22 protein-coding genes and 1 tRNA gene are annotated in these 22,480 nt (G+C 72.1%); 4 read left to right on the top strand and 19 right to left on the bottom strand.

The window, feature by feature from the left end; genetic code table 11:
• Window positions 1-2: 2 nt before the first annotated feature.
• Window positions 3-953, bottom strand: a complete 951-nt coding sequence (locus tag Q5722_RS10630; protein WP_305028180.1) for a hypothetical protein — start codon at window positions 951-953, stop codon at window positions 3-5.
• Between the two features lies 1 nt (window position 954).
• The gene (locus tag Q5722_RS10625; RefSeq protein ID WP_305028179.1) at window positions 955-2,352 is read right to left on the bottom strand and encodes a cystathionine beta-synthase; all 1,398 of its coding nucleotides are present in this window, start codon (window positions 2,350-2,352) and stop codon (window positions 955-957) included.
• 80 nt (window positions 2,353-2,432) lie between these two features.
• On the opposite strand from Q5722_RS10625, the gene Q5722_RS10620 reads away from it, so the two are divergent.
• Window positions 2,433-3,446, top strand: coding sequence for an SGNH/GDSL hydrolase family protein (locus Q5722_RS10620; protein WP_305028178.1), 1,014 nt, complete (start codon window positions 2,433-2,435; stop codon window positions 3,444-3,446).
• Window positions 3,447-3,561: 115 nt separating this feature from the next.
• On the opposite strand, the gene Q5722_RS10615 is transcribed toward Q5722_RS10620, so the two are convergent.
• Together Q5722_RS10615 and Q5722_RS10610 are read right to left on the bottom strand one after the other, a co-directional pair.
• Window positions 3,562-4,398: a Bax inhibitor-1/YccA family protein gene (locus tag Q5722_RS10615; protein WP_305028177.1), complete on the bottom strand. Its 837-nt coding sequence runs from the start codon at window positions 4,396-4,398 to the stop codon at window positions 3,562-3,564.
• Window positions 4,399-4,543: 145 nt separating this feature from the next.
• On the bottom strand, window positions 4,544-4,996 hold the full coding sequence (locus tag Q5722_RS10610; protein ID WP_305028176.1) for a MarR family winged helix-turn-helix transcriptional regulator: 453 nt from the start codon (window positions 4,994-4,996) through the stop codon (window positions 4,544-4,546).
• Window positions 4,997-5,108: 112 nt separating this feature from the next.
• Here Q5722_RS10610 and Q5722_RS10605 point away from each other — a divergent pair, with 112 nt between their 5' ends.
• Window positions 5,109-5,672, top strand: coding sequence for a YceI family protein (locus tag Q5722_RS10605; protein ID WP_305028175.1), 564 nt, complete (start codon window positions 5,109-5,111; stop codon window positions 5,670-5,672).
• A 32-nt stretch (window positions 5,673-5,704) separates the two neighbouring features.
• Window positions 5,705-6,016, top strand: a complete 312-nt coding sequence (locus Q5722_RS10600) for a GNAT family N-acetyltransferase (protein WP_305028174.1) — start codon at window positions 5,705-5,707, stop codon at window positions 6,014-6,016.
• A gap of 19 nt (window positions 6,017-6,035) precedes the next feature.
• Here the strand turns inward: Q5722_RS10600 and Q5722_RS10595 are convergent.
• Window positions 6,036-6,109 (bottom strand) — tRNA-Leu (locus Q5722_RS10595).
• 67 nt (window positions 6,110-6,176) lie between these two features.
• Here Q5722_RS10595 and Q5722_RS10590 point away from each other — a divergent pair.
• On the top strand, window positions 6,177-6,974 hold the full coding sequence (locus Q5722_RS10590) for an alpha/beta fold hydrolase (protein WP_305028173.1): 798 nt from the start codon (window positions 6,177-6,179) through the stop codon (window positions 6,972-6,974).
• Here the strand turns inward: Q5722_RS10590 and Q5722_RS10585 are convergent, their stop codons facing one another.
• From Q5722_RS10585 to Q5722_RS10520, 14 genes are all read right to left on the bottom strand, one after another.
• Window positions 6,975-7,805, bottom strand: coding sequence for a uracil-DNA glycosylase (locus Q5722_RS10585; protein ID WP_305028172.1), 831 nt, complete (start codon window positions 7,803-7,805; stop codon window positions 6,975-6,977).
• Window positions 7,806-7,860: 55 nt separating this feature from the next.
• Window positions 7,861-8,211, bottom strand: coding sequence for a hypothetical protein (locus Q5722_RS10580; protein WP_305028171.1), 351 nt, complete (start codon window positions 8,209-8,211; stop codon window positions 7,861-7,863).
• Window positions 8,212-8,292: 81 nt separating this feature from the next.
• Window positions 8,293-9,222 carry a Ppx/GppA phosphatase family protein gene (locus tag Q5722_RS10575; RefSeq protein WP_305028170.1) on the bottom strand — a complete coding sequence of 310 codons (930 nt, stop codon included), beginning with the start codon at window positions 9,220-9,222 and terminating at the stop codon, window positions 8,293-8,295.
• Window positions 9,219-9,752: a DUF501 domain-containing protein gene (locus Q5722_RS10570; RefSeq protein ID WP_305028169.1), complete on the bottom strand. Its 534-nt coding sequence runs from the start codon at window positions 9,750-9,752 to the stop codon at window positions 9,219-9,221. The genes Q5722_RS10575 and Q5722_RS10570 overlap by 4 nt, the downstream gene beginning before the upstream one ends.
• Window positions 9,749-10,279, bottom strand: coding sequence for an FtsB family cell division protein (locus Q5722_RS10565; protein ID WP_305028168.1), 531 nt, complete (start codon window positions 10,277-10,279; stop codon window positions 9,749-9,751). Before Q5722_RS10565 ends, Q5722_RS10570 begins: the two co-directional genes overlap by 4 nt.
• A gap of 7 nt (window positions 10,280-10,286) precedes the next feature.
• Window positions 10,287-11,564, bottom strand: a complete 1,278-nt coding sequence (gene eno, locus Q5722_RS10560; protein WP_305028167.1) for a phosphopyruvate hydratase — start codon at window positions 11,562-11,564, stop codon at window positions 10,287-10,289.
• 145 nt (window positions 11,565-11,709) lie between these two features.
• Window positions 11,710-12,138: a MazG nucleotide pyrophosphohydrolase domain-containing protein gene (locus tag Q5722_RS10555; protein ID WP_305028165.1), complete on the bottom strand. Its 429-nt coding sequence runs from the start codon at window positions 12,136-12,138 to the stop codon at window positions 11,710-11,712.
• Entirely contained in the window at window positions 12,135-12,803 is a 669-nt protein-coding gene (locus tag Q5722_RS10550) for a hypothetical protein (RefSeq protein ID WP_305028164.1), read from the bottom strand. The genes Q5722_RS10555 and Q5722_RS10550 overlap by 4 nt, the downstream gene beginning before the upstream one ends.
• Before the next feature lie 57 nt (window positions 12,804-12,860).
• Complete coding sequence (locus Q5722_RS10545; RefSeq protein WP_305028163.1) at window positions 12,861-13,370, bottom strand: hypothetical protein; 510 nt, start codon at window positions 13,368-13,370, stop codon at window positions 12,861-12,863.
• A 118-nt stretch (window positions 13,371-13,488) separates the two neighbouring features.
• Complete coding sequence (locus Q5722_RS10540) at window positions 13,489-15,054, bottom strand: helix-turn-helix domain-containing protein (protein WP_305028162.1); 1,566 nt, start codon at window positions 15,052-15,054, stop codon at window positions 13,489-13,491.
• Window positions 15,055-15,189: 135 nt separating this feature from the next.
• Window positions 15,190-18,690, bottom strand: coding sequence for a transcription-repair coupling factor (mfd, locus tag Q5722_RS10535; RefSeq protein WP_305028161.1), 3,501 nt, complete (start codon window positions 18,688-18,690; stop codon window positions 15,190-15,192).
• Window positions 18,691-18,783: 93 nt separating this feature from the next.
• The gene (locus tag Q5722_RS10530; RefSeq protein ID WP_305028160.1) at window positions 18,784-19,542 is read right to left on the bottom strand and encodes a lytic murein transglycosylase; all 759 of its coding nucleotides are present in this window, start codon (window positions 19,540-19,542) and stop codon (window positions 18,784-18,786) included.
• Between the two features lie 9 nt (window positions 19,543-19,551).
• Entirely contained in the window at window positions 19,552-20,490 is a 939-nt protein-coding gene (locus tag Q5722_RS10525; RefSeq protein ID WP_439652488.1) for a phosphate ABC transporter ATP-binding protein, read from the bottom strand.
• 74 nt (window positions 20,491-20,564) lie between these two features.
• Window positions 20,565-22,475 carry an Ig-like domain repeat protein gene (locus tag Q5722_RS10520; RefSeq protein WP_305028159.1) on the bottom strand — a complete coding sequence of 637 codons (1,911 nt, stop codon included), beginning with the start codon at window positions 22,473-22,475 and terminating at the stop codon, window positions 20,565-20,567.
• Window positions 22,476-22,480: the final 5 nt, after the last annotated feature.

Raw genomic sequence — 22,480 nt, 5'->3', positions numbered from 1 at the left:
CCTCAGAGCAGCTCGCCCAGGATCGTCGTACGCCGGGAGTCCAGCGCCGCGACCTGCGCTTCCACCGCCCGCATCTCCTCGTCGATCGGTGGCAGCAGCTCCACGACCCGCGGGAGCACGCGGCGGACCGTGTCGTGCGCGTCCACGATCCGCGAGCGCATCGCGAGGTCCGAGAAGATGTTGTCGAAGAGCGTGTCGAACAGCTTGGCGCCGAGCGACGCCTCGAGCTTGAGGGCGGCCTGGGACCCGATGTCGGCGAGCTCGCGCTCGAGGGCGGCGAGCGCACGCTGCGCCGCACCGATGGCGCGGGTCGCCTCGTCGATGCGGTCGTACTTCACCATGTCGGTGAAGAGCCCCCCGCCCATGAACGTGTCCCAGTTGGACCAGTTGCGGGCACTGCCCAGGAGCCGGTCGGCATCCGCGAGGGCGCGTCGCGCGTCGACTGCCGCCACCGCGGCCTCGTGCAGCTCCTTGAGCCGGGCCGAGAGCGTGCCACGTTCCTCGGCGATGCCGGCGAGCTCGGCCCCGGACCTCGCTCCCGTGGCCGCCAGCAGCTCCTCCTTCGCCATCAGCGCCGCCTCGAGCTCGTCATCCACGGCGCGGTACGCCGACAGCTGCTGGTTGAGCCGCGACAGGTCCGCGTCGAGAGCCGCGAGCCGCCCGTGCGCCTCCGCCGCCAGGTAGGAGGCGCGGTCGCGCTCCGCACGCTCGCGGGCGAGTGCGCTGTCACGCTGCAGGGTGAGCGCGGCCCAGATCCGCGTGGGCGACATCGTCTCGAGGCGGGTCACGCCCGCCTGCTGCTCGACCAGCTCGGCGGCGGAGGCGTCAGCCGCCCGGCGAGCCTCGTCACGAGCGGCCAGGGTCGACTCGACACGCTCGCGCAGGCGGTCGCGCTCGGCGACCCTGCGCCGCGCCTCCTCCAGCCGGAAGGCGACCTCGTCAGCGGCGACCACCTCAGCCCCGCACGATGTAGGCGAGGAGGTCCTGACGCGTGACGACGCCGACCGGCTTGCCGTCCTCCTGCACGAGCAGGGCGTCGGCGTGCTCGAGGGCGGCGACCGCCTCCGATGCCGGAGCCGTGGAGCCGATCGTCGGCAGCGGCGCCGACATGTGGCTCTCGACGGAGTCGGTCAGCTTCGCGTCGCCGGCGTAGAGGGCATCGAGGAGCGTCCGCTCGTCGACGGATCCCGCGACCTCGGCGGCGACCACGGGCGGCTCAGCGCGCACGACCGGCATCTGCGAGACGCCGTACTCCCGGAGGATGTGGACGGCGTCCGCGATCGTCTCGGTGGGATGGGTGTGCACGAGGTCCGGCAGCTGGCCGGACTTGCCGCGCAGCACCTCGCCGACGGTCTTCTCGGCCGCGGCCTCGACGCCCGTCGGAAAGCCGTACGACGCCAGCCACTCGTCGTTGAAGACCTTCGTCAGGTAGCCGCGGCCCGAGTCCGGCAGCAGGACGACGATGACGGCGTCGGTGCGCCCCTGCGCCGCCAGCTCCTCGGCGAGCTGCTTCGCGGCGTACGCCGCCATGCCGGACGAGCCACCGACCAGGAGCGCGTCCTCGCGCGCCAGCCGACGGGTGAAGGCGAAGGAGTCCGCGTCGGAGACCTCGATGATCCGGTCGGCGATCTCACGGTCGTACGTCTCCGGCCAGAAGTCCTCCCCCACGCCTTCGACCAGGTACGGACGCCCGCTGCCTCCCGAGTACACCGAGCCGGCCGGGTCCGCGCCGATGACCTGGATCTCCGGGTTGCGCTCCTTCAGGTAGCGCCCGATGCCGCTGATCGTGCCGCCCGTGCCCACACCCGCGACGAAGTGGGTGACCTTACCGTCGGTCTGCTCCCAGATCTCGGGCCCGGTGGTCTCGTAGTGCGACCGCGGGTTGTCGGGGTTGGAGTACTGGTCGGGCTTCCACGCGCCCGGGATCTCGCGCACGAGGCGGTCGCTCACGTTGTAGTAGCTGTCCGGGTGCTCGGGGGCCACCGCGGTCGGGCAGACGACCACGCGCGCGCCGTACGCCTTGAGGACGTTGCGCTTGTCCTCGCTGACCTTGTCGGGGCAGACGAAGACGCACTGGTAGCCCTTCTGCTGCGCCACCATCGCCAGCCCGACGCCGGTGTTGCCCGAGGTCGGCTCCACGATCGTGCCGCCGGGCTGCAGCCGGCCCGACGCCTCCGCGGCCTCGATCATCCGGGTCGCGATCCGGTCCTTCACGGAGCCGCCGGGGTTGAGGTACTCGACCTTCGCCAGGACGAGGGGGCCGGGGGCCTGACCCACCGCGTCCAGGGCGCGCGTGATCCGGACGAGCGGGGTGTTGCCGATCAGCTCCAGGAGCGAGTTCGCGTAGTCCACGTCACACAGGCTAGGGCGGCCCGGCAAGAGGGGTACCGGAACCTCTGAGGGGAAAGGAGCGGTCACCTACAGTGGTGGACATGTCCAGGACCGAGACCGTGCGCAAGGTGGCCTCCGCAGCCGCCGTCGGCGGCGGCGGTGTCTCCGCACTCGGGCTCGGCCTGTACGGCGTCCTGCGCGCCGAGGCACTGCTGGCCCGTCGCGCGATCGGCGACCCGCTCGACGAGCCGCCCCCCAACGCCTCTGGCTGGTACGGACGCAAGCGCCCCGGGCCCGCGATCCGGATCGCCCTCCTCGGCGACTCGGCCGCCGCGGGCTACGGCGTCGACGACGTCGAGGAGACACCGGGCGCCCACATCGCCTCCGGCATCGCGGCGGCGGCTGACCGGCGCGTCTACCTCGGCTGCTTCGCCGTCGTCGGGGCACAGACCTCCAACCTCATGGACCAGATCGACCGCGCCCTGCTCATCGAGCCTGAGCTCGTGATCATCTCCATCGGCGCCAACGACGTGACCCACGGCGTCCTGCCCAGCACCTCGGTCAAGCAGCTCGACGCCTGCCTGGGCCGGCTCCGCAACGCCGGCATCGAGATCGTCATGGGCACCTGCCCCGACCTCGGCACGGTCCGCCCGATCAACCCGCCGCTGCGCCAGTGGGCGCGGCTGATGTCGCGTCGCATGGCGACGGCGCAGGCGATCTCGATCGTCGAGGCCGGTGGACGCTCGGTCTCGCTGGGCAACATGCTCGGCCCCGAGTTCGCCGCCCGGCCCACCGACCTCTTCGGCCCGGACCGGTTCCACCCGTCCGCCGCAGGGTACGCCGCCCTGGCCGGCGCCCTCCTCCCCTCCGCGCTCGCAGCCCTGGGCCTCGGCCCCGTCGACGACACGCCACAGGCCGCCCGCGGCGAGGGTGTCCGTTCGCTGACCCGCGCGGCCTCCGAGGCGGCGCGCACTCCGGGCACCGAGCTGGACGGCACGCACCAGCCCGCCCGCGGCGTTCGGGGCCTGCTCGTCGAGCTGCGCCACCGCCGCCGCGAGCCGCAGGTCGCCGTCGAGAAGCCGTCCGCCGAGCTGGAGCCGGCCGAGCCCGCCTGAGCGAGCGACGACCTCTCCCCACGACGCACGAAGCCCCCGTTCCGGAGAACGGGGGCTTCGCGGATTCCGGGCGGGCCGCTCGTCCGTGGTCGAGCTCGCGCGCGGAACCTGGACGTCAGTCCTGGTTGAGGATCGAGAGGATCCGCAGCAGGTTGGTGTAGATCCAGACCAGGCTCACGGTCATCGCGAACGACGCGCGCCACGACTCCCGCTCGGGCAGCCCGTAGGCGATGCCGCGCTCGACGAAGTCGAAGTCCATGATCAGCATGAACACGCCGAGCACGAGGCCGCCGATCGCGAAGATCAGGCCGACGCCGCCGTTGTCGAAGAGGCCGATCGGGTGACCGAGGAGGCTGAGCACCATCTCGATCAGGCCGATACCGACCATGCCGAACATCGCCGCGGTGACGCCCCGACGGAACTTGTCACCGACCTTGATGTTGAGGAACTTGTACGCCGCGAGCGTGCCCGCGAAGGCGCCGAAGGTGCCGAGGACGGCGCCCGTGACGACGCCCTGGCCGGCGTACGCGTCGAAGACCTTGGAGATCGCGCCCATCGCGAGGCCCTCGGCCGCACAGAACGCGAGGACGAGCGCGGGGCTGATCTGGCGCTTGAAGGAGTTGACCAGCGACAGGGCGAACGCGGCGAGGCCACCGATCATCGAGGCGGCGTAGAGCTTCGCCTGGCTGTCGGTGCCGGTGACCGGGTCGTTGAGGTCCCCCGTCAGGACCCAGGTGGCGGCGGCCACGAGGACGACGACACCGAGCGAGATGCCCGTGCTCTGGACGACGGAGTCGATCGACATGGTGCGCGTCGCCTGCGGGGCCGCCGGTGCGTAGCCCGGAGGCGGCGGCGGGTAGCCGCCCTGCTGGTAGCCGTAGCCCTGCTGGACGTAGCCGCCCTGACCGTTGAACTCCGGGCTGTTGTTGAAGACCGGGTTGTTGCTCCTCATCGAGGTCCCTCCTGGAGATCTCGTGACGGGCGCCCATCTGACGCGCCGTCCTGCCCCACCAGTCTAGGTGGGACGACACCGGGGACAACGGGCGAACGGGGCATCGAGTTCCCGGACGGCGCCAGCCTGCGGCCTGATCCGTCGATCAGCCCTCGAACGGCTCGAGGAGGCGGTCGACGAGACGACCGAAGTCGCGGAGCTCATCGGCGTCGAGGTGGTCGATCACGAGGCGGCGTACGGCGGCGACGTGGCCGGGCGCGGCCTCGGCGATCGCCTCGCGACCGGCCGCGGTGATGCCGACGAACGAGCCGCGGCCGTCCTCCGCGCACTCCGAGCGCTCGACCAGGCCCCGCCCCTGCATGCGCTTGAGCTGGTGAGAGACGCGACTGCGCTCCCAGCCGAGGTTGTCGGCGAGCTCGGAGATGCGGACGCGCCCGTCGGGTACGTCGGTGAGCTGCACGAGGACCCCGAAGTCCGCCATCGACAGGTCGGAGCTCGCGGACATGTCGCGGGCGAGCGTCGCGGTGAGCTCGCGGTTGAGGCGCAGCCAGTTGCGCCAGATGCGCTGCTGCTCGTCGGAGAGCCACGGGGTCGTCATGGACCCATCATACAACGTTGGTTGACACATCACCTTTAAAGCGGGAGTATGGTGAAAGTAGTTGATGCGTCACTCAATCGGGTGAGCGCCCCACCAACAAGAGGAGATAGTCATGAGCACCACCACCGTTCCCGCCTCGCTCGCCGAGCTGACCGGCTCCTGGACCCTCGACACCGCGCACTCCCGCGTCGGCTTCGTCGCCCGCCACGCGATGGTCACGAAGGTCCGCGGCGCGTTCAACGAGTTCGAGGGGAGCGCGGTCGTCGGCGACGGCGGCATCGACTCCGCCCAGATCGACCTCACGATCCAGGTCGCCTCCATCGACACCCGCAACGCCGACCGCGACGGGCACCTGAAGACCGGCGACTTCCTCGCCGCCGAGAAGTTCCCCACGATCACCTTCCACTCCACGTCGGTCAAGGCCGCCGGTGAGACGCTCGAGGTCACGGGCGACCTGACCATCAAGGACGTCACGAAGTCGGTCACCATCCCGTTCGAGTTCGACGGCGCCGCACTGGACCCGTTCGGTAACGTCCGCGCCGGCTTCGAGGGCTCGATCGCGATCCAGCGCAGCGACTACGGCATCACGTGGAACGCAGCCCTGGAGACCGGTGGCGTCCTCGTCAGCGACAAGATCGTCCTCGAGTTCGAGGTCTCCGCGGTCAAGGCCGCCTGACCGATCACCGACCAGCAGCGAAGGAAGCGAAGATGAGCGAGATCGTCGTCCGGGAGAACCCGAGCGAGCACCGCTACGAGATCCACGTCGACGGCAGCCTGGCCGGCTTCACCGTCTACGAGCCCGGCGACGGCCTGCTCGCCTTCGTCCACACCGAGATCGACGAGGCGTACGCCGGTCAGGGCCTCGCAAAGATCCTGATCCGCACCACGCTCGACGACGTGCGCAGCCGCGGCCTCGCGGTGCTGCCGTTCTGCCCGTTCGTGCGCGGCTTCATCCAGAAGAACGCCGACTACGTCGACCTGGTCCCGGCCGACCAGCGGGCGCGGTTCGACCTGGCCTGATCCGCCGTCACCCGAGCGGTGCCCCCGGTGGGGCTCGAACCCACACTGTGCCGCTTTTAAGGCGGCTGCCTCTGCCGATTGGGCCACGGGGGCGGCGCCCAGCCTAGTGACAGGCGGGCGCCGCCCCCGTAGCCCGTTCCTGCCCCGGTAGCGTGCGGACATGCCCGAGATCCAGTTCGCGCCCACGCCCGCCGGCGACCTCGCCTACGTCCGCCGCGGCAGCGGCTCACCGCTGCTCCTCGTGATGGGCGTGGCCGGCCACCACCGGATGTGGTCAGAGGAGTTCCTCGACGCCCTGGCGGAGGAGCACGACGTCGTGGCATTCGACAACCGCGGCATCGGGCAGAGCTTCCGCGCCGAGCCCGGCTTCACGCTCGACGACCTCGCCGCCGACGCGGTCGCCGTGCTCGACCACCTGGGCTGGGAGACCGCACATCTCATGGGCATCTCGATGGGCGGCGCGATCGCCCAGGTCGTCGCACTCACCCACCCGGGCCGCGTGCGCACGCTGGTCCTGGGCTGCACGTGGCCCGACGGCGACGACGCGTGGGCGCCGGGGGTCACGAAGCTCGCCGACGCGGCGAACGCCGGAGATGCCCTGTCCTCGGCCCGCCTCATGTTCGAGGCGAACGTCTCCCCCGCGTGCGCGGCGGTGCCGGGGCGGTTCGAGGCCTTCTGCGAGGACGCCGCTGCGGTGAAGGTGCCGGGTCCGGTGATCCTCATGCAGATGGGCGCGGCGATCGCCCACCACGCCAGCGACCGGCTCACCGGGCTGGCTCTGCCCACGCTCGTCGTCCACGGCACCGTCGACGACGTGATCAAGGTCGAGGCCGGCCAGCGCATCGCCGACCTCGTGCCCGACGCCGGGCTCGCCCTGCTCGAGGGCGTCGGCCACATGTTCTTCTGGGAAGCACCCTCCCGCTCGGCGGAGGTGGTGCTGGCGCACACCTCGGCCTGATCAGGCGCGCGCGGCCTCGCCGAGCACGGCGTCGAGCATCTCCTCGGTCAGCCTGCCGGTGAAGGTGTTCTGCTGGCTGGGGTGGTAGCTGCCGAGCAGCACCACCTCACGGCCGTCGGGCGCGGTCAGCACCGCGCGGGCGCCGTGACCGAAACGGGGCTTGGGGCGGGGCACGCCGAAGCCCGCGGCCTTGAAGGCGCGCAGGGCGGCCTCCCAGCCGAAGGAGCCCAGTGCGACGACCGCCCGGACGTGCGGGGCCACGAGCACGATCTCGGCCTCGATCCACGGGGCGCAGGTGTCGCGCTCCTCTGTGGTCGGCTTGTTGTCCGGCGGAGCACAGCGGACTGCCGCCACCATCCGCGCATCGAGGAGTCGCTGGCCGTCACCCGCGTGCTCACTGGTCGCCTGCGCGGCGAGGCCGACGCGGTGCAGCGCGGCGAACAGCCAGTCACCGGACCGGTCACCCGTGAAGATCCGGCCGGTGCGGTTGCCGCCGTGCGCGGCCGGCGCGAGGCCGACGATCAGGACACGCGGTGTCTCGCTCCCCCACCCCGCGATCGGCCGGCCCCAGTAGGGCTGGTCGGAGAAGGACGCCCGCTTCTCGACCGCGACCTTCTCGCGCCACGCGACGAGGCGCGGGCACGCGGCACAGACCGAGACGGCGGAGTCCAGGAGGGGAAGGCTGCCGACGCCCGCGCCCTCACGGACGCCGACAGCGGAGGTGGCCGGGACCGTCTTGCGCAGGAAGGGGTCGTCCGGCCACCCCGTCCCGGGCGGCACCGGCGACGGGAAGAGCTCGCCGGTCAGCGGGTGGGGAAACTCGGAAGCCACCCGCACATCCTGCTACGCCGCCCGGGCAGCCTGGGACGCGGCTCAGAGTCGCGGCTCAGAGTCGCGTCGCGGGGTCGTCGTCCTTCCAGGTCTCGGTGAAGGTCGGCGCCGCCGGGCCACGCTGCGGCATCGCAGCGGCCTCCGCGTCGGCGAGCCGCGGAGCGTCGTACGACTCCGGCTCCATCGGGTCGACGGCGAACGGGTCACGCCCGGTCTCGTCGTCCTTGTGCATCAGGTGGCGGGCCTTGTCGGCCGTCGCCATCACCTTCTCCCGGGCCACCTCGGTGGCGTGCGGCGCCTCTTTCATCACGTGGCGGATCTGCTCGTAGCGGCCGCGGCCGGCCTTCGCCCCCAGGACGTAGCCGACCCCGCCGGCGGCGAGCATGCTCATTCGGTGCAAGCGCATGACGATCTCCCTTCGTTGCGTCCGTCTCCTACCCCTTGCCCCCTCAGGCGCGGGGCAAACGGTGCGAACACGAGAGAGATCTCAGGCCATCGACCAGGCGATCCCGTCGAGGATGTCGGCCTCGGAGACCACGATGCTCTCCGCGGAGGTACGCCGCAGGATGCGGTCGAGGATCAGCGCACCCGCCCCGATGACGTCGGCCCGGCCGGGGTGCATGAACGGCAGCGCGAGCCGCTCCTCGACGCTCATCGCGAGCAGGCGCTCGGCGAAGGCGTGCACGTCGGCCCGCTCCAGCACGGCCTGGTCGATCGCGTCACGGTCATAGGAGGTCAGCTCGAGGACCCCCGCGGCCACGGTGATGATCGTGCCCGCGACGCCCACCACGGTCTGCGCCAGGGACGGGTCGACCGGGCAGGCGTCGAGGTGGGCGTCGATGTCAGCGACCGCGGCCGCGATCTCGGCCTCGGTCGGCGGATCGGTGTGCAGGTGGCGCTCGTGCATCCGGACCGACCCGATGTCCATGGAGTCCTCGGCCTCCGGCGCGGTGTCGCCCAGGATCATCTCGGTCGAGCCTCCGCCGATGTCGAGCACGAGGACCGGCGAGGCAGGGACCGAGCGCAGGTTGCGGACCGCGCCGTCGAAGGAGAGGCGCGCCTCCTCGTGGCCGGCGACGACCTCGGGCTCGATGCCGAGGCGCTGCTTCACGCCGGCGGCGAAGACGTGGCCGTTGGAGGCGTCACGCGTGGCGGAGGTCGCGCAGAACCGGATCGCCTCCACCGGGCGTCCATCGGCCGCGGACTGCCGGATCAGGTCGGCGTACTCGTCGATGGCGGCGAACGCGCGGTCCATCGCCTCGTCGGCGAGCTCGCCGGTGCGGTCCACGCCCTGGCCGAGACGGACCATCCGCGAGGTGCGCACGTGGACGTCGGCGCCGCCCTCCGGGGAGAGGGTGGCGATCATCAGCTTGATCGTGTTGGTGCCGCAGTCGACCGCCGCGACGACCCTGCTCACGACAGTGGCTTCTCGGTGCCGGGGCCGACGCAGGGGCCGGACGTCCACCACTCACCGAGGATGTCGAGCACCTCGTCCCCGAGGGGGTTCACGCCGCGACCGCGGGCCAGCGAGTGACCGGCGAGGACGTGCAGGCACTTGACGCGGTCCGGCATGCCGCCGGCCGAGATCCCCGCGATCTCGGGGACGTCGCAGCCGGCGATCTCGCCGATCTCGGTGCGGGCGGCGATGTAGTCCTCGTGGGCCGCGCGATAGCGCTCGGCCAGCTCCGCGTCGGTCGCCAGGCGCTCCTGCATCTCCTTCATCAGGCCATCGGCCTCGAGGGTGCCGATGCGGGACGCAGCGCGCGGGCAGGTCAGGTAGTACGTCGTCGGGAACGGCGTGCCGTCCTCCAGGCGCGGAGGCGTCGTCACCACGTCGGGGTTGCCGCACGGGCACCGGTGGCCGATCTCGTGGATGGACCGCGGCAGGCGCCCGAGCTGGGCCTCGACGGCCTTCACGTCCTGGGGCGCCAGGGGTTCGGGGCTCACTGCTGCTTCTCCTCGGGGTTGCCGGCGGCCTCCACGGAGTCCCAGACGGTGGAGTACCACGCGACCGGGTCGGTGCCGGGGGCGTCGGCGGGGTCGGCGAGCTTCTCGACCGAGCCGATCGGCTGGCCGTTCTCGTCGAGGGCGATCAGGCTGTCCTCGCCCGGCATCACGTAGCCGAACCGGAGCCGCGCCTGCTGCCGGACGTACGCGTCGTCCTTGAAGCGCTTCTTCTCGTCCTGGAGCTTGTCGATCTGGGCCTGGGTCTGCGTGATCTGCGTGCGCAGCTGGTCCATCTCGGCGCGCTGCTGGAACCACGCGCGGAAGCTGGAGGCCCAGGAGACCGCCAGCACGGCGAGCACGAGCAGGAGGACGACGGCGCGGCTGGTGATCCGCGGCGTCTCACGCGCTCCTGCGGCTGCCGCGGCGGCGGCGTTGCGCAGCGTCGTACGGCCGGCGGCCAGGCCTCGGCCCGGTCCGGCCTGCCCGCGGTTCACACCGCGGGCCGGCGTACGACGCTGCGCAGCCACTGCTCGATCAGCCCTGGTAGCGCGGGAACGCCGAGGCGCCGGCGTAGCGGGCGGCGTCGCCGAGCTGGTCCTCGATGCGCAGGAGCTGGTTGTACTTCGCGACGCGCTCGGAGCGGGCCGGGGCGCCGGTCTTGATCTGGCCGCAGTTCGTGGCGACGGCGAGGTCGGCGATCGTGACGTCCTCGGTCTCACCGGAGCGGTGCGACATCATGTTCCGGTAGCCGGCACGGTGGGCGTACTCGACGGCGTCGAGGGTCTCCGTGAGCGAGCCGATCTGGTTGACCTTGACCAGCATGGCGTTGGCCTGGCCGCCGGTGACGCCGCGGACGAGGCGCTCGGTGTTGGTGACGAAGAGGTCGTCGCCCACCAGCTGGGTCTTCGAGCCGAGCTCGTCGGTGATCTGCTTCCAGCCGTCCCAGTCCTCCTCGTCGAGGGGGTCCTCGATCGAGACGATCGGGTAGTTGGCGACGAGGTCGGCGTAGTACGCGATCATCTCGGCGCTGGTCTTGGACTGACCCTCGAACGTGTAGACGCCGTCCTCGCAGAACTCCGTGGCGGCGACGTCGAGCGCGAGGACGACGTCCTTGCCGAGCTCGTAGCCGGCCTTGGCGATCGCCTCGGCGATGAGGTCGAGGGCGGCCCGGTTGGACTCGAGGTTCGGCGCGAAGCCACCCTCGTCGCCGACGGCCGTGGCCAGGCCCTTCTCCTTCAGGACGCCCTTGAGCGTGTGGTAGACCTCGGCACCGACGCGGAGGGCCTCGGCGAACGACGGGGCGCCGATCGGCGCGATCATGAACTCCTGGATGTCGACGTTGGTGTCCGCGTGGGCACCGCCGTTGAGGATGTTCATCATCGGGACCGGGAGCACGTGGGCGTTGGAGCCGCCGACGTACTTGAAGAGCGGGAGGCCGGCCGAGTCGGCAGCGGCGTGCGCGACGGCGAGCGAGACGCCCAGGATCGCGTTGGCGCCGAGCTTGCCCTTGTTGGCGGTGCCGTCCAGGTCGAGCATCGTCTGGTCGATGAGGCGCTGGTCCTCGGCCTCGAGGCCGATGATCGCGTCGGCGATGACGTCGACGACGGCCTTGACCGCGTTGACGACGCCCTTCCCGACGTAGCGGTCGCCGCCGTCACGGAGCTCGACGGCCTCGAAGGCACCGGTGGAGGCGCCGGACGGGACCGCGGCGCGACCGAACGCGCCGTCCTCCAGCTGGATCTCGACCTCGACGGTGGGGTTGCCACGCGAGTCGAGGATCTCGCGGGCGCCGACGGCAGCGATGGAAGCCACTCTTGCTCCTGGGTTACGACAGGGATGATGTCGAGGCCAGCCTATCGGCGTACCGGGCCGGCTTCGGGAGGCACGCGCGCGGGTGGGACGGCGCCCCACGCCACGCCGGCGGCGCATGCGCAGCATCCGGGCGCGTGGACCCCGGCTACGGGTCGCCGCGCTCCGCGCGCTCGGCCGCCTTGGCGGCCTGCCACATCTCCTCGATCTCCTCGAGGGTGAACGTACGCCCCGACTCCGCCTCGGGACCGAAGACGTGAGGGTTGCGGCGACGCATCTTGGCGGTCAGGCCCGCGACCACGTCGTCCATCGTGAAGGCGCCGGCCTCCTCGGCGATCGCGGCGTGGAAGTAGATCTGCAGCAGCAGGTCGCCCAGCTCGTCGCAGAGGTGGTGCGGATCGCCCTCCGCGATCGCCTCGAGCACCTCGTCGGCCTCCTCACGGAGGTACGGCGCGAGGCTCTCGTGGGTCTGCGCGCCCTTCCAGGCACAGCGCTCGCGCATGGTGCGCATCAGCGCGAGGAACTCGACCAGCCCCTCTCCCCCGGCCGGCCCGGGCGCGCCGACTGCCCCGCTCATCCCGGCAGCGAGCCGCAGCGCTGGTCGGCGGGGAGCGCGGCAGCCGCCTTCTGGTCGAGCGGCGCGGCGGCGTCGTCGGCGGGGACCGAGAGCGAGCCGTTCGCACCGTTCCAGGTGACCGCGTCGAGGTCGACGGTGCCGAACCGCGGGTCGATGTCGACGTCGTGCTTGGCACGCCAGGCCTTGAACACCTGCGCGCCCAGCGCGACCGCCTGCTGCGGCGACTGGGCCGAGGCGCGCCCGACCAGCTGGAGCACCGCCTGGCGCGTGCCCTCGAGCTCGAGCCGCTCGGAGAGCACGGTGCGGATCTCGTCCGGCGCCGTGGCCACCGTCTTGGCCGCCTCCTGGCGGACGCCGGCACGGACCTTGGCCATGTCGATGCCCGCCTCCTTCGCGAACACCGGCAGCAGCCGGGCGGTCACGAGCGTCTCGACCGCGGCGCTGCGGAGCAGCGCCATCGGGAGGACGGCGCCCTGCTGGGCGAGCCCGGGCTCCTCCAGCTCGCAGAAGTCCGCGGCCAGGTCGTCGACGGCCGACAGGCGGATCGCGTGGCCGTCGACCACCGCGGCGTCTCCGGGATGGAGGGCCGGTCCGCCGGAGCAGGCGGAGGTGGCGCTGACGGCGAGGGCGACGGCGGCGAGCGCCGCCCGGCGTACGTGGGTCACCGTGCCATCAAACCCGGTGCGCCCACGAAGTGCACGCGATCCGCGTCGGCGCGTCCGTCAGGACGGGCGCATCGAGGCGAAGATCAGCCGACGCTCCTCGGCAGCGCGGCGCCGCCGACCGAGCCAGGTGGTGCGCTCCTCGGCCGCCGCCGTCACGGACCGCAGCAGCCCCTCGATCTCGTCGAGCGCCTCGTGCATCGAGTGACCGGGGCGGAGGATCCCCGTCGCCTGCGCCAGCCGCAGCAGGTGGTGCTCGGTCAGGTGGTCGTGCAGCGGGTTGCCGATCCACGTGTCGAGCTCGCGCTTGATCTCGGCGGAGTGCCGGAGGGCGTGCGCCCAGGCCGTCCGCAGTGCGTCGACCGGCTCGCCGTCGCCACACTCCATCTCGGTCTCGAAGCAGCCGTCGACCACGGTGACCCACCGCTGGTGCAGGGTCCGCAGCGGCCGCTCGTCGGCGACCGCGTCGGCCGGCTGGCGGGGCGAGATGACGGTCGCCGCAGCGGGCGGGGCGAGCGGACCGGAGCCGGTCGTGGCGGTGGCGACATAGGTCGGGATCTCGTGGGGCATCGGGGGTCTCCTCGTCGGGGCGTGGTCCCACCGTCCTCTTCGCGCAGGCTGGCCGGCATCCGCCGGATGGCGTAACTGCCGCCCCCCCCAGTCCCGCCGGGGGTCCCCGGCACTGGGGTCAGCCCCCGAGGCCCTCGGCCGCGGCGACGAGCGCGGCGAGCTGCACCCGCGAGCCGATCGCCAGCTTCGTGTAGACGCTGGAGAGGTGCGCCTGGACGGTGCGTGTGGACAGGCACAGCTCCTCCGCGATCTGGGGGTTCGTCATCCCCCGACCCGCACGGGCCGCCACGGCGCGCTCGGCACGGGTGAGGCGGGCGAGGGGGTCGGCTGCCGGCGCGCGCCGGGCCGGGGCGTCGCTCGCGTGCGCCAGCAGCAGGCCGGCCTGCGCCGCAGCCCGGGTCGCGGTGAGGTCGTGGAAGATGTCGGTCGCCTCGCGCAGCAGCGGCAGGGCGCGCGAGGCCTCGCCGCGACCGGTCCAGCAGCGCGCGAGGTCGAGCAGCGCCTTGCCCTTCCAGTAGGGGCGGTCCGCAACGGCGTACGCCGCGACCGCGCGGGCCAGACGGTCGGGGTCGTCGCCGACGAGCCCGGCGCACTGGTCGGCGCAGGCCTGCGCTCCGGGGACACCGTGGGCCAGGGCCGCCCCGTCCGCGGCGACCCGCGCCACGTCCTGCGCCAGCTGCAGGTCGCCGAACCGGAGCGCGGACCGGACCAGCGTGGGGGCGATCAGCCGCCACATCAGGAACCACGGACGCTGGCGGCTGCAGTACCAGGCGCCGACCAGGTGCCGGTGCCCCTCGGCAGCGGACGCGGCCGCGACAGCGCGCCCGAGGAGCAGCCAGTCCTCGCCGTACGAGCCGACGGCGCTCAGCCGGTGGGATCCCGCGGTCGCGACCAGCTGGCGGGCGGAGACCGAGTCGCCCCTGCCGGCTGCGACCAGCGCGGCGACTCCCCAGCCGATCGGGCTGGCGACGAGGTTGCCGGTCGCCTCGGCGAGCGTGACCAGCTGGCTGCAGTCGCGCTCCGCACCACCCCAGTCACCCGCCACGAAACGGGTGACGGCGCGGAAGCCGAGCAGCCACGGCAGCGCGAGGTCGATGCCGGCGAGACGGCCCACCTCGATCGCGTCGTCGAGGGCCTTCTCCGCGTCGGCGACGCGGTCCGCGTCGAGCCAGGCGGCGGAGAGCATGATCGCCGTGACCGCGTGCGACACCGCTCCGGGCCCCTCCCGGCCGGCGGCGTCCCGTGCCCGGTGCGCGAGCCGGGCCGCCGTCACCGGGTCGCCCCGCGCGTGGACGACCGCCGCCTCGGCGGCAAGCGCTTCCGCGACCACGTTCGGGTCGTGGCCGCGCTCGCCGAGGATCCGTGCCTGGGCCGCGAGCAGGTGGCACGTGTCCACGTCACCGCTGAGGAAGTTCGCCGACGCGGCACGAGCGAGGCAGAGCCCCTTCACCGCGGGCGCGGTGGCCAGGTCGGCCGCGACACGCATCCGGGCGGCAGACTCCGCCAGCCTGCCCGTACGCAGCAGCATCAGGCCGATGACGCCCTCGACCTCCGCGCGGACGGCCCGGTCCGGCGTACCGACGAGGAGCCGCGCTGCCGTCGTCGCGGCCTCCTCCATGCGGCCGCTCTCCATCTCCGCCCACAGGCGCTGGAGCTCGGAGTCCTGGCCCGGCCGAGGGTCCATGCGCCCACGGTAGGCCTGCCGGCGGAGGTCCGACCCCCGGCAGGGTCACCAGCCACGGTCACCAGCACTGTCCGGTACCGATGGGCCATTGCCCCCGGGGACGTGCCGCGCCGCGGCTGGCGTCAGTCCCTGGCGTCAGTCCCTGGCGTCGAGCACCGTGTCGATCACCAGCCGGGCCCACTCGAGGAGCTCGAGGTCACGGATCGGCTGGCCGCCGATCGGCTTGGTGAGCGGACGCGGCACCAGCACGGTCGAGGTCGCCGGCTTGACCAGCGAACCCTTGTAGATCCGGTTGAGGCGGACCACCTTCGAGTCCGGCAGGTCGACCGGTGCGAAGCGCACGTGCTTGCCCGCGATGGTCACCTCGGAGATGCCGGCCTGGCGCGCGCGGGCCCGGAAGCGGGCGACCTGCAGCAGGCTGGTCACCGACGTCGGCGGGTTGCCGTAGCGGTCCAGCATCTCCTCGGAGATGGCGACGACGTCCTCGTCACTGCGCACCTCGGCGAGGCGCTTGTACATCTCCAGGCGGAGCCGCTCGGTCGGGATGTAGTCCTGGGGCAGGTGGGCGTCGACGGGCAGCTCGATGCGCACCTCCTCGAGGACGTCGGGCTGCGCGCCGTCGGCCTTGAACTCCGCGACGGCCTCGCCCACGAGGCGCACGTAGAGGTCGAAGCCGACGTCGGCGATGTGGCCGGACTGCTCGCCGCCGAGCAGGTTGCCCGCACCGCGGATCTCGAGGTCCTTCATGGCGATCGCCATGCCGCCACCCAGGTCGGAGTGCTGGGCGAGCGTCGCGAGGCGCTCGTGGGCAGTCTCGGTGAGCGGCTTCTCCCCCGGGTAGAGGAAGTAGGCGTAGGCCCGCTCGCGGGAGCGGCCGACGCGGCCACGCAGCTGGTGCAGCTGGCTGAGGCCGAGCATGTCGGCCCGCTCGATGATCATGGTGTTGGCGTTGGAGACGTCGAGGCCGGACTCGACGAGCGTGGTGCAGACGAGCACGTCGAAGCGCTTCTCCCAGAAGTCGAGCATGACCTGCTCGAGCTGCTTCTCGTTCATCTGGCCGTGCGCGGTGGCGACGCGCGCCTCGGGCACGAGGTCGCGGATGCGTGCCGCCGCCTTCTCGATCGACTGCACCCGGTTGTGGATGTAGAAGACCTGGCCCTCGCGCAGCAGCTCGCGGCGTACGGCGGCGATGACCTGGCGGTCCTCGTAGGCACCGACGTAGGTGAGGACCGGGTGGCGCTCCTCCGGCGGGGTCTGGATCGTCGACATCTCGCGGATGCCGGTGATCGCCATCTCGAGCGTGCGGGGGATCGGGGTGGCGGACATGGCGAGAACGTCGACGGAGGTGCGCAGGCGCTTCATCTGCTCCTTGTGCTCGACACCGAAGCGCTGCTCCTCGTCGACGATGATCAGGCCGAGGTCCTTGAACCGCACCTCGCTGCCGAGGAGGCGGTGGGTGCCGAGGACGATGTCGATCGAGCCGTTCTCCAGCCCCTCGAGGACCTCCTTGGCCTCCTTGTCGGTCTGGAAGCGGGACAGCTGCGCGAGCCTCACCGGGAAGCCCGACATCCGCTCGGCGAACGTCGAGTGGTGCTGCGTGACGAGCAGCGTCGTCGGCACCAGCACCGCGACCTGCTTGCCGTCCTGCACCGCCTTGAACGCCGCCCGCACCGCGATCTCGGTCTTGCCGTAGCCGACGTCGCCGCAGACCAGCCGGTCCATCGGGACGACGCTGCGCATGTCGGCCTTGACCTCGTCGACCGTGCTCAGCTGGTCGGGCGTCTCCTGGAACGGGAACGCGTCCTCGAGCTCACGCTGCCACGGGGTGTCGGGGCCGAACGCGTGGCCCTTGGTCGCCTGGCGCGCGGCGTAGAGCTTGATCAGCTCGGCGGCGATCTCGCGGACCGCCTTGCGCGCGCGGGCCTTGCGCTTGGTCCAGTCGGCACCGCCCAGCCGGTCCAGGCTCGGCGCCTCGCCGCCGACGTACCGGGTGACCTGGTCGAGGGCATCCGCGGGGACGTAGAGCCGGTCGGCGGGCTGGCCCTTCTTCGAGGCGCCGTACTCGAGCACGAGGTACTCGCGGGTGGCGCCGCCGACCTCGCGCTGCTTCATCTCGATGAACTTGCCGACACCGTGCTGCTCGTGCACGACGAAGTCGCCGGCCTTCAGCTCCAGCGGGTCGATCTGCTTCTTGCGGCGCGCGGGCATCTTCCGCATGTCCCGCGTGGAGGACTTCTGTCCGGTCAGGTCGTCGCCGGTGAGGATGGCCAGCTTGCTGCCGGCGTGGACCAGGCCGTGGTCGAGGCAGCCGGTGAGGCTGCCGACGACGCCGGGCTTGGGCTCGCCGAGCACCGCGGCGACGTCGTGCTCGGCGAGCACCTCGACGATGCGCTGGGCAGGACCGTGGCCGGTGTGCACGACGGCCACCGTCCAGCCGGAGTCGAGCCAGCCGCGGATGTCGCGGACCGCCGCCTCGATGTCGCCGCGGTACGCCGTGGCCGGCTGCGCCGGGACGACGATGTCGCCCTCGAGGTCGTCGCCCTCCCCCGCGATGCCGAAGGGGCTGAGCGTCCACCAGGCCTTGCCCCGGCCGAGGACGGCGTCACGCACCTCGCTGATCTCGCGGTACGACGCCTTGCCGAGGTCGATCGGGCTCTCACCGCCGCTCGCTGCAGCGGCCCAGCTCGCGGCGAGGAACTCGTCAGCCGTCGCGACCAGGTCGTGGGCGCGGGCACGCACGCGCTCGGGGTCGAGGACCAGCACCGTGCTCTGCTGCGGGAGCAGGTCGACCAGCAGCTCCATGTCGTCGACGAGCGCAGGGGTGAGCGACTCCATGCCCTCGACCGCGATGCCCTCGGCGAGCTTCTCGGTGAGCTCGCGCAGCTGGGGGTGCGCGTCACCGAGCGCGGCTGCCCGCGCCCGCACCTCCGGCGTCAGCAGCAGCTCGCGACACGGCGGGGCCCAGAGCCGCTCGACCTTCTCCAGGGTGCGCTGGTCGGCGACGGAGAAGGACCGGATCTCCTCGACGTCGTCGCCCCAGAACTCGACGCGGACCGGGTGCTCCTCGGTCGGCGGGAAGACGTCGACGATGCCGCCGCGCACGGCGTACTCACCGCGCTTCTCGACCAGGTCGACCCGCGTGTACGCGGCGTCGGCCAGCTGGCGCGCGACGTCGTCCACGTCGTGGCTCTCCCCCGCACGCAGCTCGACCGGGACCAGGTCTCCCAGGCCCGTGACCTGGGGCTGGAGGACCGAGCGCACGGGCGCGACGACGACGGTGACCTTGTCGTCTCCCTCGGGGTGGACCAGGCGCCGCAGCACCGCGAGGCGGCGGCCGACGGTGTCGCTGCGCGGGCTGAGCCGCTCGTGCGGGAGGGTCTCCCAGCTGGGGTAGTAGGCGACCCGCTCGGGCTTCATCAGGGAGCCGAGCTCGGCGACGAGGTCCTCGGCCTCACGGCTGGTCGCGGTCACGGCGAGCACGGTGCGACCGGCGCGCGCCAGGCCGGCCACCGTGAACGGGCGCAGCGCCGCCGGACCGGTGATCTCGAGCGCGGTCGTGTCACCGGCCTCGCTGAGCGCACGCGCGAGGTGCGGCTCGGCGAGGACGGCGTCGGTCAGGGCGGTCAGCTGGGCCACGTGGAGCTCCTGGGGACAAGCACGAAAGCCCGATCTCCAGCGGGAGTCGGGGTGTACCCGGATTCTACGGGCGCCCGCTGACAGCCCTCGGCGTCACCGCGTGCGTGACGAGTACGCCGAGGCGGCTGAGTAGACCTGGTCGACGTACGACGCGGAGTGGTTGTAGCTGAAGACGGCAGCGCCCCAGCCCGTCCCCGAGGTCAGGTCGCGTCCACCCGCACACAGGTAGCGGCCGGCGGCGTACGCCGCGTCGTCGATGTCATTGGGGTCGCCGACCCCGTCCCCGTCTCCGTCGGAGCTCCACCGCGCCCAGGTGGACGGCATGAACTGCAGCGGACCGACCGCATGGTCCCACCGCGGGTCGTCGTGCCACTGCGTGGAGGCGGGCGAGGCCGCGATCGCCGCGAAGTCACCGGAGCCGTCGAGCGCGGGGCCGAGGATCGGCGCCGAGGAGTGCCCGTCGGACAGGAGCGACCTGCCGCCGATGGTGCCGTGCTGCGACTCGACGTACCCGAGCCCGGCGAGGGTCGTCCACCCGAGGCCGCAGGACGGGTCCTCGGCGCGCACCATCAGCTCGGCGCGCGCATAGGCACGGACGGCCACCACCGGAACGCCGGCGCGCACGGCGGCGTCGCTGGCCCAGGTCGCATCGACGTCGACACGACCCCGGACGGTCGCGGTGCGCGGTCCGGGCGCGGCACTGGCGTGCGCCACCGGTGCGGTCACGTAGACCGGCGTGCGCGTGCTGACCACCGGGTCGACGACGGTGTCACTGGCGGCCCCTGCAACCAGAGCAGGGGCCGCCAGCATCCCGATGCCACCCGTCACGGCGACAGTCAGCCAGGTGCGCATCGGTGCCCGTCAGCCGAACCGACCGTTGACGTAGTCCGCGGTCCGCTCGTCCTGGGGGTTCGTGAACATCGCGTTGGTGTCACCGTGCTCGACGATGACACCCGGAGTGCCCTGCGATGCGAGGAAGAAGGCGCACGTGTCGGAGACGCGGGCGGCCTGCTGCATGTTGTGGGTGACGATGACGATGGTGACCTCGTTGGCGAGCTCGAGCATGGTCTCCTCGATGACGCGCGTCGAGGTCGGGTCCAGGGCCGAGCAGGGCTCGTCCATGAGCAGCACGCGCGGCTTGATCGCGAGCGAGCGGGCGATGCAGAGACGCTGCTGCTGACCACCGGACAGGCCGCCGCCGGGTGCGTCGAGCCGGTCCTTGACCTCGTTCCAGAGGCCGCCCTTCTCGAGGCAGGACTGGACCAGGTCGTCCTTGTCGGCCTTCGACGCCTTGGTGCCGGTCAGCCTGAGGCCGGCCAGGACGTTCTCCCGGATGGACATCGCCGGGAACGGGTTCGGCTTCTGGAAGACCATGCCGATCGAGCGCCGGGCGTCCATGAGCCGCATCTGCGGGTCGTAGATGTCGGCGCCGTCGAGCAGGACCTGCCCGGCGAGCTGGGCCGACGGCACCAGCTCGTGCATCCGGTTGAGGATGCGGAGGAACGTCGACTTGCCGCAGCCGGAGGGGCCGATGAGGGCGGTGATGCCGCCCGCGGGCATGGTCAGGGAGACGCGGTCGAGGACCATCCGGTTGCCGAACCAGGCCGTGATGTCGCGGGCCTCCAACTCGGCCAGGCCGACCGGCGCGGGAGCCACCGTGCGGTCGGCTGCCGGTGCGGGGAGCGAGCCGGCGAGGATCGGGGCAGCGACGGCCGGGGCGAGGGTGCTGTCCGGGGCGAAGCCGGCGACAGCCGGGATGGTCGTGGTGGGGCGGTCGTCGTCGAGCGTCTCGTTGGTCATGGGCCTGCGTTTCTCTGCGGAAGATGGGCGTCCGTTCCCGCCGGGGCCGGGGCCCCGGCGGGAACGGAGGTGGATCAGCGCTGCGTGATGGTGAAGGACTTCGAGCCGGCGAGGACGTTCGCCGAGCCGAGGTACTTGATCGTCAGCGTCACGGTGGAGCCCTTGGTGAACTTGGGCAGGGTGATGAGCGCCTGGCCGCTCGACAGCGTGGCGCTGCGGAGCAGGGTGGTGCCCTTGTAGATGCGCACCGTGCCGGTCGGCTTCACCGTCGAGTTCGCGATCGCGACCTTGACGTAGCCCTTGCCGGCGGCGCCGGCGAGGGTCGCGCTCGGGAAGGTCTCGGAGATGACCGGCGAGGCCTTGGCGATGACCAGGCTGCCCGTCGCCGCCGAGCTGGCGACCGTGGCCGTGCGCAGGTAGGTCGCCGAGACGGCGTACGTGCCGGCCGACTTCGAGGAGGACACGGTGTAGGTAGCGACGCCGTTGGTGACGGCCACGTTGACCGCAGCCGCGGAGCCGACCTTGAACGCGACCGTGCCGTCGGTGGCACCGGTGACCGTGGCGGTGAGCGTGCGCGCCGTACCGTACTTGCCGGTCGACGGGGACACGGCCAGGGCCACGGAGGAGGCGGTGCGGACGGTGGCCGCGGTGGAGCCGGACTGCGAGTTCACGAACGCGGTTCCGTAGGACTTCGTGAACTTCGCGACGACCTGGTGCGCTCCAGCAGCGAGGCCGTCGATCGCGGCGACGGCCTTGCCGTCGGTCACGGTCACGTTGGACACGGCAGCGGTCGACGAGCCGTCGACGAAGAAGTCGACCGTGCCGGCCGGGGCGTTCACGCCGTCACCGACGACGGTTGCCGTGACACCGAGGGTGCCCGCGGTGTCACCGGTGTCCGCAACGCTGGTCGTGGTGGCGACCTTGTCCGACACGAGCTGCGACGCGGCCGGGGCCGTGGTCATGGCCTGGCCACACGCGCCGCCATCCGCCGGCTTCAGCATCTGCTGGAGCCCGCCGGCCGCGATCGCGGCGGCGTTGGCCGGGTCGCAGAAGTAGCCGTCGGTGCCGAAGAGCGACTCGAGCACGTTGTTGTCCGCGCCCCACTTGATGCCGGCATCCGTGCTCTGCGAGCCACGGACGACGTTGTAGACCGCTCGCTTCTTGGACCAGCCCGACTCGATGTGGATCGTGCCGCCCAGCAGGCCGGCGCGACCGACCGAGAACGGCGCGATCGCGTTCGGGTCGTTCTTCACGTTGGTGTCGGAGTGCTCCTGCCACGTCGTGTCGATCGACGGGCCGAAGGAGAACGTCGTGCCCCGGGCCTGGGCGTAGGTGGTCAGCTGCTCCTTGAAGAACTTGCCGGTGCCCGAGCCACCCTGGAGGGCCGACGCGTGAATGGTCCCGGCCTTGCCGCCGACCTGCGACCAGTCGGTCACCTGGCCGGAGTAGATCTTGTAGATCTGGTCGATCGTCAGGGACGCCGGAGCGTTCGTCGCCGCCGAGGAGACGCCCATCGCGAGGGTGTCGACGGCGAACGGGATCTGGAGGAGGCCAGCGGCCTGCTCGGAGCCCGTGCCCGTGCTCAGCTGGCTGGAGGAGCGCGCGAAGTCGGCCTCGGCCTGGTTGCTGGCGCCGAAGAGCACGGCCTTGCCCTGGCCGGAGCCGTTGGGGCGGTTGATGACGGTGCCGTCCGGCAGCGTGACCGTGTTGGCCGGCGCGGGGGCGGCCGGCTGGGCGCCGGCCTGGTACGTCGCGATGCGGAACGCCGGCGGCGTCGCCTGCGTGTTCCAGGCGTCGGCGACCTTGAACACGGAGATCTCCGTGGTGTCGGAGCCGAAGCCCACGACGTCGGCGCTGGCGGCCTGACCCTGGACCGAGTCGTTCGGAGCCGCGGTGTAGTCGGCCATCGCCGGAGCGGCGATGGAGAGCACGGTGGCGCTGGCCGCGACCGTGGCGATACCCGCAAAGGTGGTGCGGATGGACATTGCTG

This window comes from Nocardioides jiangxiensis (genome assembly GCF_030580915.1).
In the GTDB taxonomy this organism is placed as follows: domain Bacteria; phylum Actinomycetota; class Actinomycetes; order Propionibacteriales; family Nocardioidaceae; genus Nocardioides; species Nocardioides jiangxiensis.
This window is presented reverse-complemented; position numbering and strand designations above follow the sequence as displayed.

Excerpts from the sequence above, each read along its gene's own strand:
- Q5722_RS10520 (WP_305028159.1), bottom strand. The coding sequence starts at position 22,475 with ATGTCCATCCGCACCACCTTTGCGGGTATCGCCACGGTCGCGGCCAGC.
- Q5722_RS10525 (WP_439652488.1), bottom strand. The coding sequence starts at position 20,490 with ATGACCAACGAGACGCTCGACGACGACCGCCCCACCACGACCATCCCG.
- Q5722_RS10615 (WP_305028177.1), bottom strand. The coding sequence starts at position 4,398 with ATGAGGAGCAACAACCCGGTCTTCAACAACAGCCCGGAGTTCAACGGT.
- Q5722_RS10530 (WP_305028160.1), bottom strand. The coding sequence starts at position 19,542 with ATGCGCACCTGGCTGACTGTCGCCGTGACGGGTGGCATCGGGATGCTG.
- Q5722_RS10620 (WP_305028178.1), top strand. The coding sequence starts at position 2,433 with ATGTCCAGGACCGAGACCGTGCGCAAGGTGGCCTCCGCAGCCGCCGTC.
- Q5722_RS10600 (WP_305028174.1), top strand. The coding sequence starts at position 5,705 with ATGAGCGAGATCGTCGTCCGGGAGAACCCGAGCGAGCACCGCTACGAG.
- Q5722_RS10590 (WP_305028173.1), top strand. The coding sequence starts at position 6,177 with ATGCCCGAGATCCAGTTCGCGCCCACGCCCGCCGGCGACCTCGCCTAC.
- Q5722_RS10540 (WP_305028162.1), bottom strand. The coding sequence starts at position 15,054 with ATGGACCCTCGGCCGGGCCAGGACTCCGAGCTCCAGCGCCTGTGGGCG.
- Q5722_RS10545 (WP_305028163.1), bottom strand. The coding sequence starts at position 13,370 with ATGCCCCACGAGATCCCGACCTATGTCGCCACCGCCACGACCGGCTCC.
- Q5722_RS10580 (WP_305028171.1), bottom strand. The coding sequence starts at position 8,211 with ATGCGCTTGCACCGAATGAGCATGCTCGCCGCCGGCGGGGTCGGCTAC.
- Q5722_RS10605 (WP_305028175.1), top strand. The coding sequence starts at position 5,109 with ATGAGCACCACCACCGTTCCCGCCTCGCTCGCCGAGCTGACCGGCTCC.
- Q5722_RS10555 (WP_305028165.1), bottom strand. The coding sequence starts at position 12,138 with ATGAGCGGGGCAGTCGGCGCGCCCGGGCCGGCCGGGGGAGAGGGGCTG.
- Q5722_RS10610 (WP_305028176.1), bottom strand. The coding sequence starts at position 4,996 with ATGACGACCCCGTGGCTCTCCGACGAGCAGCAGCGCATCTGGCGCAAC.